A 17470-nucleotide genomic window follows, 5' to 3' on the forward strand; every position below is an offset into this window, starting at 1 on the left:
AAATGATTTTAAAAAAATTTAAGATAGCATGTCATCGGAAGAAAATTTCAGAAAGCAAGTAAAAGCCTTATATCATAGAATCATACTCCTATTTTGTGGCATTGGTATTATTTTCATTGGAGCGCTATACCTGCAACAGCGTACTTCCGGAATACCCAAACTAGATACGCCAGAAGAAAGTATACTTTTAAAAATACCCTCTGAAGAGCTACAGATCGAAAACGGAATCCATACCCCTACCGGATTCAAGAATGGTACGGGGTTAACACAAGTGATTCAAAATTGCACCAACTGTCATTCTTCTGCCCTTGTCATTCAAAATAAAATGAGCAGGGAAGCATGGGGCTCCACCATTAAGTGGATGCAGGAAACACAAAATTTATGGGATCTTGGGGAAGACGAAGCTATAATATTGGATTATCTGGCTACCTATTACGCCCCCGATCAAAAGGGCAGGCGCGAAAATTTAAGTGATGTGGATTGGTATGAATTAAAATAGGCACCGGTCATAGGCGCATTCCTTTGCTTCTAAATGGGTTCAAAACATAAGCATATCGTAATTGAGATCAAGGATCGTGAAATACGATTCCCGAAAGGATATTTCTTTAGCTGTAGCCCTATCCACCTAATTCGGCATATTGCTGCCGAGGACATTGCCGAAATTAACTTAAGCATACATCCTCCTGCTCTCATTTACCAGAAAAAGGAATTCATTTTTATCTCCTCTGAACTAAAAACCGCACTGGAACATTTTGCCAAAAGAAATCGCATTCCCCTTGTCGATCGGTTTGACATTTGGGAACATCTTAATCATACTTTTTTGGATACTGAATTTGACCAAGAGGAAAAACAAAACACTCAAAAACTACTTTCCGAAAATGGTATTTCGACCCTGGAACTCCGGCGTATTCGAAAACGAATTGGACGCACCATGTGGTTAAACGCCTTGGTTTGGGAATGGACGTATTTGGGCCTTTTTGATTATTTGAAATGGACCTTTCTAACGCCAAAAAAGTATTGGTGGGCCATGGAAATAGCCCTTCGAAATTATACCAAAATTCCGAAAACTTAAATTTCGTCATTATTGCGGAAAATGAATAACTTCTGTTCTTTTTTTGCAATATCCACATTGTAAGCTCTATTAAAAATTGATATCTTCATTCTTTATAAAACAAAGGTATTTATGTATGCTATTGGGTATGATATTGGCAGCTCTTCCATTAAAGCGGCCTTGATTTTGACGGATTCTGGCGAACAGCTAGATCTGATCAGTTTACCCGAGGTAGAAATGGAAATTCATACCCCCCACAAAGCGTGGGCAGAGCAAGATCCAAATATTTGGTGGAAATACGTTTGCGAAGCCACCAAGCATCTATTGCAGCGTAATCAGGTGGATGCAAAGGATATTACCGGGGTCGGCATTGCGTATCAAATGCACGGATTGGTTATTGTAGATGATAAAGGCACTCCACTACGTGACGCCATTATTTGGTGCGACAGCAGAGCGGTTTCTATTGGAGAAAAAGCCTTTAACGCCTTAGGTCCTGAGCAATGTTGTACCCATGCCTTAAATTCTCCGGGAAACTTTACTGCCTCCAAATTGCGCTGGGTAAAGGAAAATGAGCCGGATAACTATGCCAAGATAGCCAAGTTTATGCTTCCCGGGGACTATATTGCCTATAAGTTAACCGATCGCATCTGCACCACAATTCCAGGTTTGTCCGAAGGTATTTTCTGGGATTTTAAAACGAATGATATTGCCACATGGCTGTTGGACCACTATGCTATAAGTTCGGATTTAATCCCTGATATTGTATCTACATTTGACATTCAAGGTAGGGTTTCCGTGGAAGGAAGTAAAGCAACAGGCCTAGCGGTAGGCACTCCCATTCTATACCGGGCAGGCGACCAGCCTAATAATGCCCTAGCGTTAAATGTCTTTGAACCTGGAGAGATAGCGGCCACCGGAGGTACTTCGGGGGTAGTTTATGCGGTAACCGAAAAAAGCATTACTGAAGATGGTCAAAGAATCAACAATTTTGCGCACGTCAATCATACTTCCGAAAATCCACGTATTGGCAAACTGCTCTGCATCAATGGTTGTGGCATTCAATATCGCTGGTTACTAAATAACCTTAGTGTTTCTTCTTATGAAGACATGAATGCACTGGCAGCTGAAGTTCCCATTGGTGCCGATGGCGTAACGATTTTGCCCTTTGGCAACGGAGCGGAACGCATGTTGGACAATAAGCATATAAATACCCATTTTTTTCATATTGACCTCAATAGGCACGATAAAAAACAACTGTGCAGAGCGGCTTTGGAGGGAATTGCATTTGCTTTTGCCTATGGCATAGAAATGATGTTGACCGAAGGGGATAAGGCACGAGTCATCAGAGCGGGAAATGACAATTTATTCCGTTCCGAAATTTTTTCCAAGACCCTGGCTACCTTGACCGGACAAGAAATTGAAATTTATAAGGTTACCGGAGCTGTTGGCGCTGCAAGGGCATGCAAATTTCATCATAAAGATTTTAAAACGTACCGCGAGGAAATGAATACTACAGATTATGTAAAATCATTCTTCCCGGACACTTCAAAAGAACAGTATAATACGGCCTATGCGCGCTGGAAAAAGGCATTGCATTCCGTCCTAAAATCAAATTAAAATGGCATTAGTAGGAAACAAAGAATATTTCAAAGGTATTTCGTCCATTCCCTATGAAGGGAAGGCATCGGACAATCCGTTGGCGTTCAAATATTATAATCCGAATCAGGTGGTTGCCGGAAAAACCATGCGGGAACATTTTAAGTTTGCCGTAGCCTATTGGCATACCTTTGGTGGTGTAGGCGCAGATCCTTTTGGGCCCGGAACACTAAACTTTCCTTGGGATAGCGCCACCGACCCTCTCATTGCTGCTAAAGAAAAGGCAGATGCCGCTTTTGAATTTATAACCAAACTAGGTTTCGATTACTTCTGTTTTCATGATTTTGACCTTATTAAGGAAGCAAGTACATTTTCAGAATCCGAACAACGTCTAGCTGCTATTATCGACTACATTAAGGAGAAAAAAACTGCTTCGGGAGTGAAGTTGCTCTGGGGAACAGCCAATTGTTTTTCCCATCCAAGATATATGAACGGTGCTGCCACAAATCCTGATTTCCAAGTACTGGCGCGGGCAGGGGGACAAATAAAATTGGCCATGGACGCTACTATAGCTTTAGATGGCGAAAACTACGTTTTCTGGGGAGGACGGGAAGGCTATATGTCCTTATTGAACACCAATATGAAACGGGAATTGGACCATATGGGCCAATTTTTGGCCATGGCAAGGGACTATGCCAGAGCCCAAGGGTTTAAGGGTACTTTTTTCATTGAACCCAAACCTATGGAGCCTATGAAACATCAGTATGATTTTGATGCAGCTACCGTTATTGGTTTTCTGCAACACTATGGACTACAAGATGATTTTAAACTCAATTTGGAAGTAAACCACGCTACTTTGGCCAACCATACCATGCAACACGAAATGGAAGTGGCTGCGGCACATGGGCTATTGGGCAGTATTGATGCCAATAGAGGAGATTATCAAAATGGATGGGATACGGATCAGTTTCCCAACAATATTAACGAGGTTACTGAGGCCATGTTAGTTTTCCTAAAAGCTGGGGGACTTCAGGGTGGCGGTATTAATTTTGATGCTAAACTCAGAAGAAATTCCACCGATATGGAAGATGTTTTCTATGCGCATATCGGAGGGGCCGATACTTTTGCCCGGGCCCTTATCATAGCAGATAAAATCATCTCCTCCTCAGCCTATGACCAACTTAGAAAGGAACGCTACCATTCTTTTGATCAAGGATCTGGAGCCGATTTTGAAGTTGGAAAACTAAACTTTCAAGACCTGTATAAGATTGCCAAAGAACAGGGGGAAATCACCTCAAAAAGTGGAAAACAAGAACTGTTTGAAAATATAATCAACCAATACATCTAAGGCTTCATTCTTTAGGAAAGAATCCCTATATTACTCCAGTTTAGCCTATTCCTATGAAGTATTTTCTTGGTATATTCCTCCTTCTATTTTTGCTTGTTTCCTCATGTAAGAAGCAGGAGAAACGCTTTGTAAAAGTGGCTCCAGAGGTATCCAACATTGGTTTCAAAAACGAATTAAAAGATACTCCAGAACTCAATATTCTCACCTATCTCTATTATTATAATGGAGCTGGAGTAGCTGCAGCGGATTACAACAATGACGGATGGATCGATCTCTATTTTACCTCCAATCAGGGCAAGGATAAGTTATACTTGAACAAAAAAAATCTGAGTTTTGAAGACATTACGGATACGGCTTTGATCAACAATGCATCGGGTTGGACCACCGGTGTTAGCCATGTAGATATCAATAATGATGGCTTATTGGATATTTATATCTGCAAAGTTTCGGGTTATTTACATCTTAAAGGACACAACCTATTGTACATCAATCAAGGTATGGATGCCGATGGCATTCCTAGTTTTAAGGAAGAAGCTAAAAAATACGGTCTGGATTTCTCCGGACTTTCTACCCAGGCCTCCTTTTTCGATTATGACCTGGATGGAGATTTGGATATGTATCTCATGAACCATTCCACCCATCCCAATAGATCCTATGGAAGGGGAAGTCAACGCAAATTGGTAGATTCGATCTCGGGTGATCGCCTCTATCGGAATGATGAAGGAAAATTTATGGATGTCTCTGCCGAAGCCGGAATTTATCAAGGGAATATTGGGTATGGCCTTGGTCTAGGGGTAAGTGATCTAAACAATGATGGTTATCCCGACATTTATGTAGGCAATGATTTTTTTGAAAATGATTATCTCTACCTCAACAATCAAGATGGTACCTTTCAGGAAATCATAAGTACGGACGCAAAAAAGTTAGGGCACACCACGCATTTTTCCATGGGCAATGATATTGCAGATATCAATAATGATGGCCGCACAGACATCGTTTCTATGGACATGCTTCCCGAAAACTTGGAAACCTATAAAAGTTCTGGATTGGAATTTCCATTTCCCACCTATCAATACTACCTTAAAAATGGCTATGCCCCCCAATATATCCAGAATACCTTGCACTTGAATCTGGGCAATTTAAATTTTAGTGAAATCGGAAACCTAAGTGGTATTGCGGCCACCGAATGGTCCTGGAGTCCTTTATTGGCCGATTTTGATAATGATGGCCTCAAAGATTTATTTGTTTCCAATGGAATCAAAGGGGCAACCAATGATATGGATTTCATTAGTTTTATTGCCAATGAGAATATCCAAAAACGCATTAGTAATGGGATGAGCCCTACAGATATGGCATTTATCCAGGAAATTCCACAAAAAAAAGTTCCCAACTACTTCTTTAAAAATACAGGAGATCTGCAATTTAAAGACATGACTTCTATCTGGCACAAGAAAGAAGATTCCTTTAGCAATGGATCGGCCTATGCCGATCTGGATAATGATGGGGATTTGGATCTGATCGTAAATAATGTGGACGAGCTGGCTTATCTTCTTGAAAATAAACCGCTGAAAGAAGAAGAGGAAGGCCACTTTATGCATATTGCTTTTAAAGGATCTTCCCGCAATCCTTTTGGAATAGGAGCAAAAGTTATCGCATATCATAGGGGAACAGTCATCACCCAAGAAAATTTCACGTCTAGAGGCTATCTTTCAGCCACCTCTCCAAGGATGCATCTCGGATTGGGGAAACAAAAATTTCCAGATTCCCTAACTGTAATTTGGCCAGGAGGGCGTTATCAGACCTTGCAACAATTTAAAACGGCACAGTTGACCCTGCGCCAAAGTGATGCACAGGGAAACTTTTATAAAAAAGCGCAGGCTAAGATTCTAAACCCTCTGGGCGTTACGGGGAATTTAAATGATTTTACCCATAAAGAACCTGCAACAACGGAGTTTGATCGCAATCCTCTAATTCCTTTTGCTTCTACCAATGAAGGCCCGTCCATCTCCGTTGCAGATGTTAATAAAGACGGCAGGGACGATCTTTTTATCGGCGGGGCAAAACAACAGGCTTCGGTATTATTGGTGCAGGATGACTTGGGGAATTTTAGTAGCGCTCAAGATTCCTTATTCATGGAAGATGCGATCAATGAAGATGTCTCCCACGTCTTCTTTGATGCCAACGGTGATACTTTTACAGATTTACTCGTGGTCAGCGGAGGCAATGAGTTTCAGTCTGGCAATGCACTACAGCCTCGATTGTACATCAATAAGGAAGGGACCTTTGTAAAAGCACCTTCTCCTTTTGGGGCCTTGACCTTAAATGCTTCCACCGCTCGTGTGGTAGATTTTGAAAATGATGGCGATATGGATATTGCTTTTGCTTCGGATGTGTTCCCCAGACAATTTGGAAAAACACCAAAACAATACCTGTTTATCAATGATGGCCAAGGGAACTTTGAAGACCATACGGAAAGCATTTCCAGCACTTTTCAAGATATTGGTGCCGTAAAGGATATTCAATGGGTAGATTTGGACGGCAATGGGTTCCAAGATTTGATTGTGGCCGGTCACTGGATGCCTATTACTATCTTTTTAAATGATGGCAAAACCCTTACCATCAAAAAAGACAACAATGTGAAATACACCCATGGATTATGGAATAGTATAAAAGCTGATGATATTGACCAGGATGGAGACATCGATCTTATTGCCGGTAATTGGGGAAGGAACAGTAAATTTAGTGCTTCTCGCAAAAACCCCTTACGCCTCTATAATTTGGATTTTGATAATAATGGAACCATTGATCCCATAATAACCTATTACCACCAAGAAACTGAAACCCCTTTGGCTCCAAAAGACGATCTTACCAAGCAACTTCCCTACCTAAATAAAGCCTTTTTATCGTATAACGATTTTGCCCGTGCAGATATTGAAACACTTTTTAGTTCCGAAAAATTAAAGAAGGCAGATAAAAAAGAGGTTTACCTATTAGAAAGTTCTTTCTTCGAAAACGATGGAAATGGCAATTTTAACATTAAAAGTTTGCCTCCTATTGCACAGGCTTCTATAATTCAGGATATTGCAATAGAAGATTTTGATAAGGACGGTTTTAAGGATGTGTTTTTAGTTGGAAATAGTGAAGAAATAAATACGCAACTGGGCAAAATGGATGCTTCCCATGGCCTTGTTTTGTTGTATGATAAAAAAGGAACTTTTTATTGGAATACAAATTTATCCCTGGATATTCCGGGGCCATCACGAAGTATTGCCAAGATGATGATCAATGCGATTCCCTATTATATTATTGGAATCAATAATGCAAAACCCATATTGTTTACCACGCACATGCCCTAAACGTCCTACTTCAAATTAAACCGACCAAACCATAATGTTTTGTATTGCATGAAAAAAAACATCCTATATTATCTCTTTCTAGTAGCGACCCTTTTTTCCTGCGGAAAGAAAGGAGGTGACGTTTTTACAAATCCTACTTCCGAAGATACCGGAATTAGCTTTGCCAATACCCTAACGGAAACCGACCAGCTAAACATTCTGGATTACCTCTATTTTTATAATGGTGGAGGGGTTGCCATAGGGGATATTGATAATGATGGATTAGCCGATATCTTTTTTTCGGGGAATCAAGTTAAAAATAAATTATACCGCAATACGGGCAACCTTAAATTTGAAGACATTACGGCGCAAGCAGGTGTAGCGGGAAATAGCAGCTGGAATACTGGGGCTGTTATGGGAGATGTCAATGGAGATGGTTTTTTGGATATTTATGTCTGTGCCGTTGTAGGCATCAATGGATTCGATGGCCATAATGAACTTTATATCAATAAAGGAGATGGAACTTTTACCGAAAGTGCCGCCGCTTACGGATTGGATTTTGATTCTTTTAGCTCTTCAGCCGCTTTTTTGGATTATGACATGGACGGCGATCTAGACCTCTACCTGCTCAATCATGCCGTGCATAGCCAAGAATCTTTTGGAAGGGCCAATCTTCGGTTAAAGCGAAATTTTCAAACCGGGGATAAATTATTGCGAAACGACCAAGGAAAGTTCACGGAAGTAAGTGAAGAGGCCGGGATTTATGGAGGAATTAACGGATATGGACTTGGCGTTGCCGTAGCCGATTTCAATCATGATGGCGCTCCGGACATCTATGTGGGTAATGACTTTCATGAAGACGATTATTATTATCTCAATAATGGCGATGGTACTTTTACCGAAAGTTTAAAAAAATATTTCGGTCATATCACCCGATTTTCCATGGGAAACGATGTCGCCGATATCAATCATGACGGCTGGCCTGATATTATTTCATTGGACATGCTTCCCGAAAATGAAAAAGCCTTAAAATCTTCAGAGGGAGATGATGATATTCAAACGCAGAAGTTAAGAACGGAAAATTATGGGTATCACTACCAATTTACACGCAATATGTTGCATATCAATCAGCCGGACGGCACCTATGCAGAGACCGCTTTATTAAGTGGTGTAGCCGCCACGGACTGGAGCTGGAGCGCCCTCTTTGGGGATTATGATCAAGATGGAGAGCAAGATTTATTCATTTCCAATGGTATCACCAAACGTCCCAATGATTTGGATTTCATCAATTTTGTTTCAAGTGAGCAAATCAGAAAAAAAATAAGCAACACTAAACTGGTGGATCAAAAAGCCTTAAACTTAATGCCATCGGGTGCAGTCCATAATTATGTTTTTAAAGGAAATGCTTCCCTGGGCTTTGAAGACAAATCGGCAGATTGGATCGTAAAAGACACCTTGATTTCCGGGGCAACGGCCATGGCCGATTTGGATAATGATGGAGATCTGGATTTGGTGAGCAATACCTCCAATGCCCCAGCGGCAATCTATATCAATCAAACCAATACAAAAGCCAATTACCTAAAACTAAAATTTAAGTATCCCGGAAAAAACCCTTTCGGAATAGGCACTAAAGTTTTTTCCTATCATAACGGACAACTTCAATTTAAATCGCTCTACACCGTCCGAGGTTTTCAGGCCTCATCAGAACCTATGATCCATTTTGGGTATGGAAGCACAAAACAAGTAGATTCCATTAAGATTGTCTGGCCCAATAGCACCTACCAAGTACTCAGGGATGTGAGCGTAAATCAGGAATTGATCCTTAGTCCGGAAAACACAAAACCTTTTGATTATTCATCCCTTAGACCAAAGACAAAAAAGCGGTTTAAAAAAACGGAAGCGAATTTGGGGATCAATTTTACGCATAAGGAGGACAACTACTTTGATAGCAATCGCCAAAAGCTTATTCCCTATCGTATTTCCGATAGAGGGCCGGCAACTGCGGTGGGAGACCTGAACAATGATGGAAAAGAAGATATTTTCTTTGGGGGATCCAGAAACATTGGCTCTAGAATCTATATTCAGAAAGACTCTTCTTTTGTACTGACTACATATCCGTCGATACAAAAAGATTCACTGAAAGAAGAGGTCGTAGCACTCATTTCTGATTTGGACAACAATGGAAAGAACGATCTTTTTATAGGTTCCGGAGGGGGAGATTTTTTCCGAAAAATGAAACCTTTACTGGATCATTATTATGTACAGCAGGATACTACTTTTCAAGTGCGTAGCATTCCTGAAATTTTTGAAAATGCTTCTGTAGTTAAAAGCAATGATATTGATGGTGACGGGGATCTAGATCTTTTCTTAGGCAGTAATGCCGTTTCCAATGATTTTGGAAATATGCCCTTTTCCCAGATACTTCGCAACAATAATGGAACCTTTACCCCTATAGCGAATACCGAAATTCAAGAGGCCGGCATGGTTACGGATGCCGTATGGGATGACTTTAATGGCGATGGTGTCCAAGATCTTATCGTTGTAGGAGAATGGATGTCTCCCAAATTCTTTGAAAATAAAAACGGGAAATTCACAGAGAAAAACCTATTACAGGAATCCCTCCATGGCTTATGGCAAAGTATTCAGGCTTTTGATATTGATGAAGATGGAGATATGGATTATTTATTGGGAAACTGGGGAACAAATTCAAAGTTTGTGGCATCCAAAGCTTATCCTATGAAAATGTATTACGCAGATTTTGATGATAACGGCAGTACGGAAACCATTGTGAGTACGGCCAAAGATGGAACATACTATCCTTTAAATGATTTGGACGCACTTGCAGGGCAATTGGTCAGTCTGAGAAAAAAATTCACGGATTACCATAGTTTCGCAGGGAAATCAATTCCTCAAATTCTGGATAATGACGCATTGAAAAAGGCGATGGTGCTGCAAGTACAGGAATTGCGTTCAGGCTACTTAAAGAATGAAAATGGACGTTTCAGCTTTGTTCCCTTTATGGAAACTTTACAATTTTCTCCCATCACCAGCTTTCTTTCGTATGATTTTGATGCCGATGGAAAAAATGAAGTCTTGGCGGCAGGGAATTACTTTGGTACGAAACCTTTTCACGGGCGTTTAGATTCTTTCTCCGGAGCCTTGATAGAAAATGAAAATAATGTACTTTTAGGGGCAAGTTTAGGCTTGGAATTGATGCAAAAATCTGTACGCCACCTCAACGTATTGACATTTAATAAGCAAGCCTATCTTGTAGTAACCTTAAATAACGACAAAGCACAAGTATACCAAATTCTTAACTAGCAGTAAAATTGATGATGATGATAAAAAAAGGAATACTAATTACGCTATTGGGACTTCTGGTCTCTTGTTCCCAAGAAGTGAGTCCTATACTAATTACCGGGGAAGATTTACATGAATCCGTGGATAAGGTTACCGAAATCATGATACATGATATTTTCTCACCTCCCGTTGCCAGTAGGATCTACGCATATCCGAATATTGCAGCCTATGAAATCGTCGCGCTTCAAAACGAGGACTATACTTCCTTAAATGGACAATTGACGGATTTTAGTCCTATTCCCGAACCTGAGGCTTCAAAAACCATAAATTATAGACTAGCGGCCCTTATCGCTCATTTTGAACTCAGCAAACGACTAATTTTTTCCGAAGATCGCATTATTTCCTACAGAGATAGTTTGTATCAGATATGGAGTAATAAGAATGAATTGGAATTCCAAAATTCCAAAACCTACGGTTTAAAGGTGGCCGATCACGTAGGGCAATGGATGGATCAGGACAACTACAAACAAACCCGCACCATGCCCAAATTCACGGTAGACACGGATGATGCTTCACGATGGCAACCTACGCCTCCGGCCTATATGCCAGGGATTGAACCACATTGGAATAAAATCCGACCTTTTGTTATTGATTCCGCAGCACAATTCAAACCCCTGCCCCCACCTGAGTTTTCTATGGAGGAAGGCACGGCATTTTATAAAGAAGTAAAAGAGGTCTATGACATTAGTATGGATATCACTGAGAAAGGAGACAGTTCAGAAGAAATCGCTATTGCGCAGTTTTGGGATTGTAACCCCTATGTTTCCGTGACACGGGGGCATTTAATGTTTGCCACCAAAAAAATCACTCCTGGGGCACATTGGATCGGGATTACCAAAATAGCCAGTAGAAAAGTAGGTGCCAATTTCGATCAGACCGTATATGCTTATACAAAAACCTCCATTGCCATTGCCGATGCTTTTATTAGTTGCTGGGATGAGAAATACCGCAGTAATTTAATCCGCCCCGAAACCTTGATCAATCAGTATTTTGACGATAGTTGGAAACCTGTCTTACAGACGCCCCCCTTCCCGGAATATACCAGCGGGCACAGTGTGGTATCGGGATCCGCGGCTATGGCACTGACCAGTATTTTTGGGGATGACTTTGCCTTTGAAGACGACACCGAAATTCCATACGGTCTCCCCGTACGTAATTTTACTTCTTTTAATCAAGCGGCAGAAGAAGCTGCCATTAGCAGAATGTATGGAGGGATTCATTACAGAGCTGCCGTTGATGTCGGTATTAAGCAGGGTAAGGATGTAGGGCAATTTATTATTAATCATCTCCAAATGAATACCGACACCCGTGTAGTCTCCCATTGATCTATGAGCAAGAAGAAATATATTTTTGGGAGCATTAGTCTCTTGGTTGCAGCAGTTTCTGTCTGGTATTTCTTTGTAAAACCTTATGATTACCAGATACGTTTTGAAAAGAAAACATCTCCAGGAACAATATTCAACCATGTTGACAAATGGGTTAAGGCATTGGCTAAATCAGAAAATACGGTGATACTCAACGCAACGACCAAGCCTTATACTCATAGTGAATTTGATCTAAAAATAAAGGACAGTATCATTTCTATGGATTGGGATTTTGAAAGTATAACGGATTCCACAACTCAGATTACGATAAGCGTTAGAGATCACCAAAATAGTGCTATTACCAGATTCAAAAATTTAGTTTCCAACCCTCCCTTAAAAAAGATGTTACTTAACAAAACATCGAAGTTTAATCGTAGCCTCAATAACCTTCTTGAGCTGCATAAGGTTAAAATTATCGGAGAAGCAGATATTCCAAAAGGATTCTATGCTTTTATAGCCTCGAAAAGTACTATTGACCAAAAGGCAAATACAATGATCAAATTGAATGTAGAAATTCTATATTGGCTCAAAAAACAAAATATAGAGGTTATTGGCAGGCCTATTCTAGTTACGACCTCTTGGGAAGTCCCGAAGGATTCCATATCTTTTGATTTTATGTTTCCTATTCAAAAAAAAGATTCCCTACCTTTTCATGAATCTATAAAATTTAAATCGCATGGTGGTGGAAGAGGAATCAAAGCCATATTTAATGGAAATTATAGAATTTCAGATCGCGCTTGGTTTTCCCTTTATGAATTCGCAAAACGCAATAATATAGCAATAGAAACGCTTCCGATTGAGTATTTCCGCAACGACCCTTTGGAAGGAAGTAACGCTATTGACTGGATTACCGAGATATACCTGCCTTTAAAGCCTTCAAATGAATAACACAACGGTATTTTTTTTACTTTTTCTCTTCACTGGTTGTACCCAGTATGGACAATTACAACCTATTACCCAACTCCCCAAGAAATTAGGTGAAAACTCTGGCATTGCCAGTATTAATGGCGACACGGCGTGGTTTATTGAGGATAGTGGAAATCCGGATAAAATGTATCAAGTAGACCTTAATGGACAGCTTCTTAAGGAATTAAAAGTTAAAAATGCCAAGAATCGGGATTGGGAAGATTTAGCAAAAGACAGTTTAGGCAATATATATATTGGCGACTTTGGGAATAACGAGAATACCCGGAAAGACCTGGTCATTTATAAGGTGCCCAATCCCGAAAAGGAAAAGGGTGACCATATTACTGCGGAAGCCATACAATTCTTCTATCCGGAACAAAAAAAATTCCCCCCTAAGAAAAGCAAACGTCATTTTGGGGCCGAAGCCTTCTTTTACCATCAAGGGTTCCTATACATTATCACCAAAAATAGAGCTAGGCCGTTTCATGGAGAGGCATTTATTTACAAGGTTCCAGCAAAAAAAGGAAATCATCGAGCCTTCTTGGTAGGTTCTTTTATATCCTGTACCCAACAAGGTTCTTGCGAAATTACTTCTGCTGATATTTCTCCCGATGGAAAAAAGATTGTACTGATCAGCAATCGCAAGCTATGGTTGTTCACGAACTTTTCTTTAGATAATTTTTCAAAAGGCATGCTAACAACAACAGATTTGCCTACGAACACCCAGATGGAATCGGTTTGTTTCAAGGACAACAACACCCTATGGTTATCTGATGAGCAGCATAAGAGCACCGGAAGAAATCTTTATACTTTCTCCTTAAAGTAAATTACCTCTTAAGGTTAAAATCCAAAACCTAAACCAAAAGTAAAGCGCAAACCATCATCACTACTGAACAAGGCGGCGGAAATGGAAACCAAATCGGTACCGTTTACAAAGAAACCTCCTCCATAAGAAGTATGCCATACTCCCGAATCCTCTTCGGGTAACCATACCCTTCCATAGTCAAATCCACCATAAATCCCAAGTGCAACAGGAACAATTCCGGTGCGTATTTTTTGAAGGCTATACCGTAGGTCCGTATTCTGATAATAGGATTTTTTACCGGTAAATCGTTCGTTACGGAACCCTCTTAGTCCATTGACGCCCCCAATACTAGCGCCTTGATAGAATTCAAAACCATCACCCACATTAAAATGCGCCTTCCATTTTGAAGCCACTACCAGTCTCCCATCCGGAACCAGTCTATAATCCAGGGAAAAACTAGGAATAATATATCCAAAACCTTGCGCACCACTTTCCGTTCCCACGGTATAACCTACATGAAGTGAAGTTGCCATTCCAAGGGTGGGAAAAGCATCGTTATCCCGGTTCTCATAACTGTATTCTGCATCGACACCTACAAAGCTTTTGGAGTTTTCCGTTCCGTTTGCCAGAAAGAAGGTATTGATAAATCTATCTTCGGTCTCTTCAACTTCAATAGTTTCGTAAGATATCCCCGTTCTAAATTTGGAACCCAATTGTCCTCGCCACACCAAAGAAGGAGATAGACGAATGGTCTGTAGACGAACACGATTAAAATTCAATCCCAAATCATCATCAACATTTACGGTTTCATTTCCAAAACCAAAGAAGTTTCTACTAAAGTTGGGACTGGTGAACCTGCCCGACAAGGCAAGATTCGCATTGCCAAAAACTTGTGCAAATTCTCCGGTATAACCAAAATCAAAGCCGCTAGTAGCAAAATAAAAAGCCGCATTAAAGGTATGTTGACTGGTAAATGGATTCTGTAAAAATCCATTATGGGTATAGGTGTCCGTTAAACCGATATTAAGGCCATCATCTGGGTTAAAGCCGATCAAAGGCACCAACTGATTCACGGAACGTTTTAATCGCAAGGGCTGATAGGTGTTTAAATCATAATTATTGCTCAATCGCATATGGGCCATGGGGCTTGTAACCGTATTTTTCTTTGCTTTTTGGTCGTAGCCATAAATATTTTTGATTCCCTTGGTATCGTAAATATCATTGTTCTGCCCTCCGATCAATCTGATTTTCACCGCGCTCCTGCCCACACCTGTTACTTCAAAATAATCGTCATCATCCAAACCGTAAATCCATATTTCCTTGGTGGTCTTTCTATGGAACTTTTTTTGGAAAAACATGCGATCTTTTTTCCCTTTCATATTCCTATACCCCAATACTTCAACTTCATTGGCATTCAAACAATTGATTTGGAACCAATCATCCTTGTCCGTACCGGTAATCACTACATATTTGTTCAGAATATCATGGTACTCTTTGCTAACCCTGGGCAAATCGTTTATACGCGCCAGCAAAATTCGTTTCATCTCATCGATGCTACCATCCCTAACTTCAACCGGAAAGGCCTCAAAGGCCTTATCGATAACGTCCTCGCTTAAGTTTTTACGAATAAAAGCCTCCTGTTCTTGCCATTGTTCTAAGGTAGTTTCTCCCAACAGACGGGTGTCCAAAGCAAAAGCAAAAGGAGAGGTAAACCCCTTCACGCTTCGTATTTCTTCCCGAAAACCTTCAAACAAGCGTAGGCTGGGCACTATTTTGGTCGCAAGTCCCATTAAGGCCCCATCCCCTAATTTAGAAAAGGTTTGATCTCTGTCTCTTGGAATAGGCCTATATACTACTTTCCCGGTATCCTTGTCCTTAAATTCTGCCCATCGCCACTGATCGGCATGCCGATCCCAATCGCCAATGATCATATCAAAGAGTCTGGCACGGATATACATTTCAGTATCCACGGCATATTTTTCATCTTTCCGCAACTTTTTCAACAGATCATCTGTACTTTCCATCTTGTTGGCATATCCAAAACTTTTTTGGTTTCCATGCCCATCCGAAGTGCGTTCTTCCAAAAGATAGAGTTCATCTCCAAAATTTTCATTAAAACCACCCAAAGCCGCTTGCTTGGGAACATAGAACAATTGAGGGTTGGTATGATAGATATTCACGGCATCCGAGAGCTCACTTACGGTAAAAGGAGCATAGGGATGTGCTCCTGTATAGAAATCCAGCAATAATCTTTCCGTATAGGTATCTTGAAATTCCCCAATTACATATTGATCTTTAAAGGCAATTGCCTGTAAATACAATTCCGCGCTTTTCCGCAAAGCCCGCATTACATATTGGCGTCCTTCACTATCTTCTAAGCGCAAGGATTTGGATTGGTGCCCACCCCCTTTTCGTATGGGTTTCAACCCTCCAAAAAGGGTATCCAAACGCACTGTAGGCGCCGTTATTTCAGTTCCGTAATATTTTCTGTAACGTTCACCCCATACGGTTTTAAAGAATCCACTTTTTGTGATTTCTTCCTGGGTATAGACCGAAGCTTTTTGGGTTGCCGGAAAATCTGTGGCGTATTGTCCTACTTGCTCCTCTACGTCCGCAGGTAATACCTCGGCCGTATAAAGGAACTCTTCTCCCTGGACTTCGTCAACACCAAAAAAACGAACCCTGGAAGATCCATCTTCATACACTTCAAGTGTCGCATAACCTAACTTTCCTGAAGAAAATTTGCTGCCGTTCAACAAACGTGTCGCCCCTTTCTTTGCGCCGGATCCACTTAAAATTTGCGGGGTATTGTTTTCCACGATATATTGAAGATTGTGCTCATGTCCGGAAGCAAAAATTACTTTTTCCGAGTATTGGGCCAAGGTCACGATTCGTTTCTTAAGCTCGCGATACCTGGCATTATTCACATCCGTGGTAGAAGCCCCCGTAGTTCTTCGCAACACATTGATCACCGTTCCCAATACCGGCAATGGTATTTTATTATGCCCTGGATACAACTGTTGTTTAAGACTAAATTGTCCGCCGTGTTCTCCATAGGTAAACATAGGATGGTGCAATGCCAGAATGGTGGTCTTGTCCGCATTTTTTTTGATAAGCCCTTCCAGTTCCTCAAAAAACTTCTCCCGGTCTTTAATATCGCATTCATCGTTCATATTGGGGTGCTTGTTCCAATTGGTCAAATACCACTCCGTATCTATAGCGATTACTACCGTTGTTTCATTGATTTCTACTTTTTGTAGAGGGCATCCATTCTGCGGAAAAAATACTTCCTTACTATTTAATTTATCTTCAATATATTTTTGTTGACGTTCCACTCCTTTGAGGCCATCACTATACCAATCGTGGTTTCCTGGAATAAAAATGGTCTTCCCTTTAAAGTTATCCAGCGTCTTCAGTTGGGCATTCAAATTATTCTGCGCTATGCTTCGTTCCAGGTCGTTTTTTTTACTGGGAAGTCCTGCCGGATAAATATTGTCGCCCAAAAAAATCGCCGTACTATTTTTATCAGCGCGCTCAAGACGCTCTTTAAAACTTTGCAAGGCCGGATTCAATTCTCCAGAGGGCGATAAACCTGCATCCCCTATCAGATAGAAGGTATGGGAAACCGTCTTCGTGCGCGAAGCATCATTTGGTTTAATTCCATCAACATACTTTGTCATCTGGGTAGCGCAGCCCGTGAAAAGC

General features: G+C 40.8%; 10 protein-coding genes. 9 read left to right on the forward strand and 1 reads right to left on the reverse strand.

Annotation, left to right across the window (positions count from 1 at the left end; translation table 11 throughout):
- The first annotated feature begins 28 nt into the window (after nucleotides 1-28).
- From ACEXOE_RS18635 to ACEXOE_RS18675, 9 genes are all read left to right on the forward strand, one after another.
- Nucleotides 29-499 carry a monoheme cytochrome C gene (locus tag ACEXOE_RS18635; RefSeq protein WP_394750360.1) on the forward strand — a complete coding sequence of 157 codons (471 nt, stop codon included), beginning with the start codon at nucleotides 29-31 and terminating at the stop codon, nucleotides 497-499.
- Nucleotides 500-532: 33 nt separating this feature from the next.
- Nucleotides 533-1072, forward strand: a complete 540-nt coding sequence (locus ACEXOE_RS18640) for a hypothetical protein (protein ID WP_394750361.1) — start codon at nucleotides 533-535, stop codon at nucleotides 1070-1072.
- A gap of 111 nt (nucleotides 1073-1183) precedes the next feature.
- Nucleotides 1184-2668: a xylulokinase gene (locus tag ACEXOE_RS18645; RefSeq protein WP_394750362.1), complete on the forward strand. Its 1485-nt coding sequence runs from the start codon at nucleotides 1184-1186 to the stop codon at nucleotides 2666-2668.
- A 1-nt stretch (nucleotide 2669) separates the two neighbouring features.
- Nucleotides 2670-3995, forward strand: a complete 1326-nt coding sequence (gene xylA, locus ACEXOE_RS18650; protein ID WP_394750363.1) for a xylose isomerase — start codon at nucleotides 2670-2672, stop codon at nucleotides 3993-3995.
- A 53-nt stretch (nucleotides 3996-4048) separates the two neighbouring features.
- The gene (locus ACEXOE_RS18655; protein WP_394750364.1) at nucleotides 4049-7351 is read left to right on the forward strand and encodes a VCBS repeat-containing protein; all 3303 of its coding nucleotides are present in this window, start codon (nucleotides 4049-4051) and stop codon (nucleotides 7349-7351) included.
- A 48-nt stretch (nucleotides 7352-7399) separates the two neighbouring features.
- Nucleotides 7400-10651, forward strand: a complete 3252-nt coding sequence (locus ACEXOE_RS18660) for a VCBS repeat-containing protein (RefSeq protein WP_394750365.1) — start codon at nucleotides 7400-7402, stop codon at nucleotides 10649-10651.
- A gap of 11 nt (nucleotides 10652-10662) precedes the next feature.
- Nucleotides 10663-12015, forward strand: coding sequence for a vanadium-dependent haloperoxidase (locus ACEXOE_RS18665; protein ID WP_394750366.1), 1353 nt, complete (start codon nucleotides 10663-10665; stop codon nucleotides 12013-12015).
- Between the two features lie 3 nt (nucleotides 12016-12018).
- Complete coding sequence (locus ACEXOE_RS18670) at nucleotides 12019-12942, forward strand: GyrI-like domain-containing protein (RefSeq protein WP_394750367.1); 924 nt, start codon at nucleotides 12019-12021, stop codon at nucleotides 12940-12942.
- Nucleotides 12935-13786 (forward strand): hypothetical protein, encoded by an 852-nt coding sequence (locus tag ACEXOE_RS18675; RefSeq protein WP_394750368.1) that lies wholly within the window; start codon nucleotides 12935-12937, stop codon nucleotides 13784-13786. The genes ACEXOE_RS18670 and ACEXOE_RS18675 overlap by 8 nt, the downstream gene beginning before the upstream one ends.
- Before the next feature lie 14 nt (nucleotides 13787-13800).
- On the opposite strand, the gene ACEXOE_RS18680 is transcribed toward ACEXOE_RS18675, so the two are convergent.
- The gene (locus tag ACEXOE_RS18680; protein WP_394750369.1) at nucleotides 13801-17445 is read right to left on the reverse strand and encodes a metallophosphoesterase; all 3645 of its coding nucleotides are present in this window, start codon (nucleotides 17443-17445) and stop codon (nucleotides 13801-13803) included.
- Between the last annotated feature and the right edge of the window lie 25 nt (nucleotides 17446-17470).

The sequence above is a fragment of the Spongiimicrobium salis genome (assembly GCF_043678055.1).
In the GTDB taxonomy this organism is placed as follows: Bacteria; Bacteroidota; Bacteroidia; order Flavobacteriales; family Flavobacteriaceae; genus Spongiimicrobium; species Spongiimicrobium salis.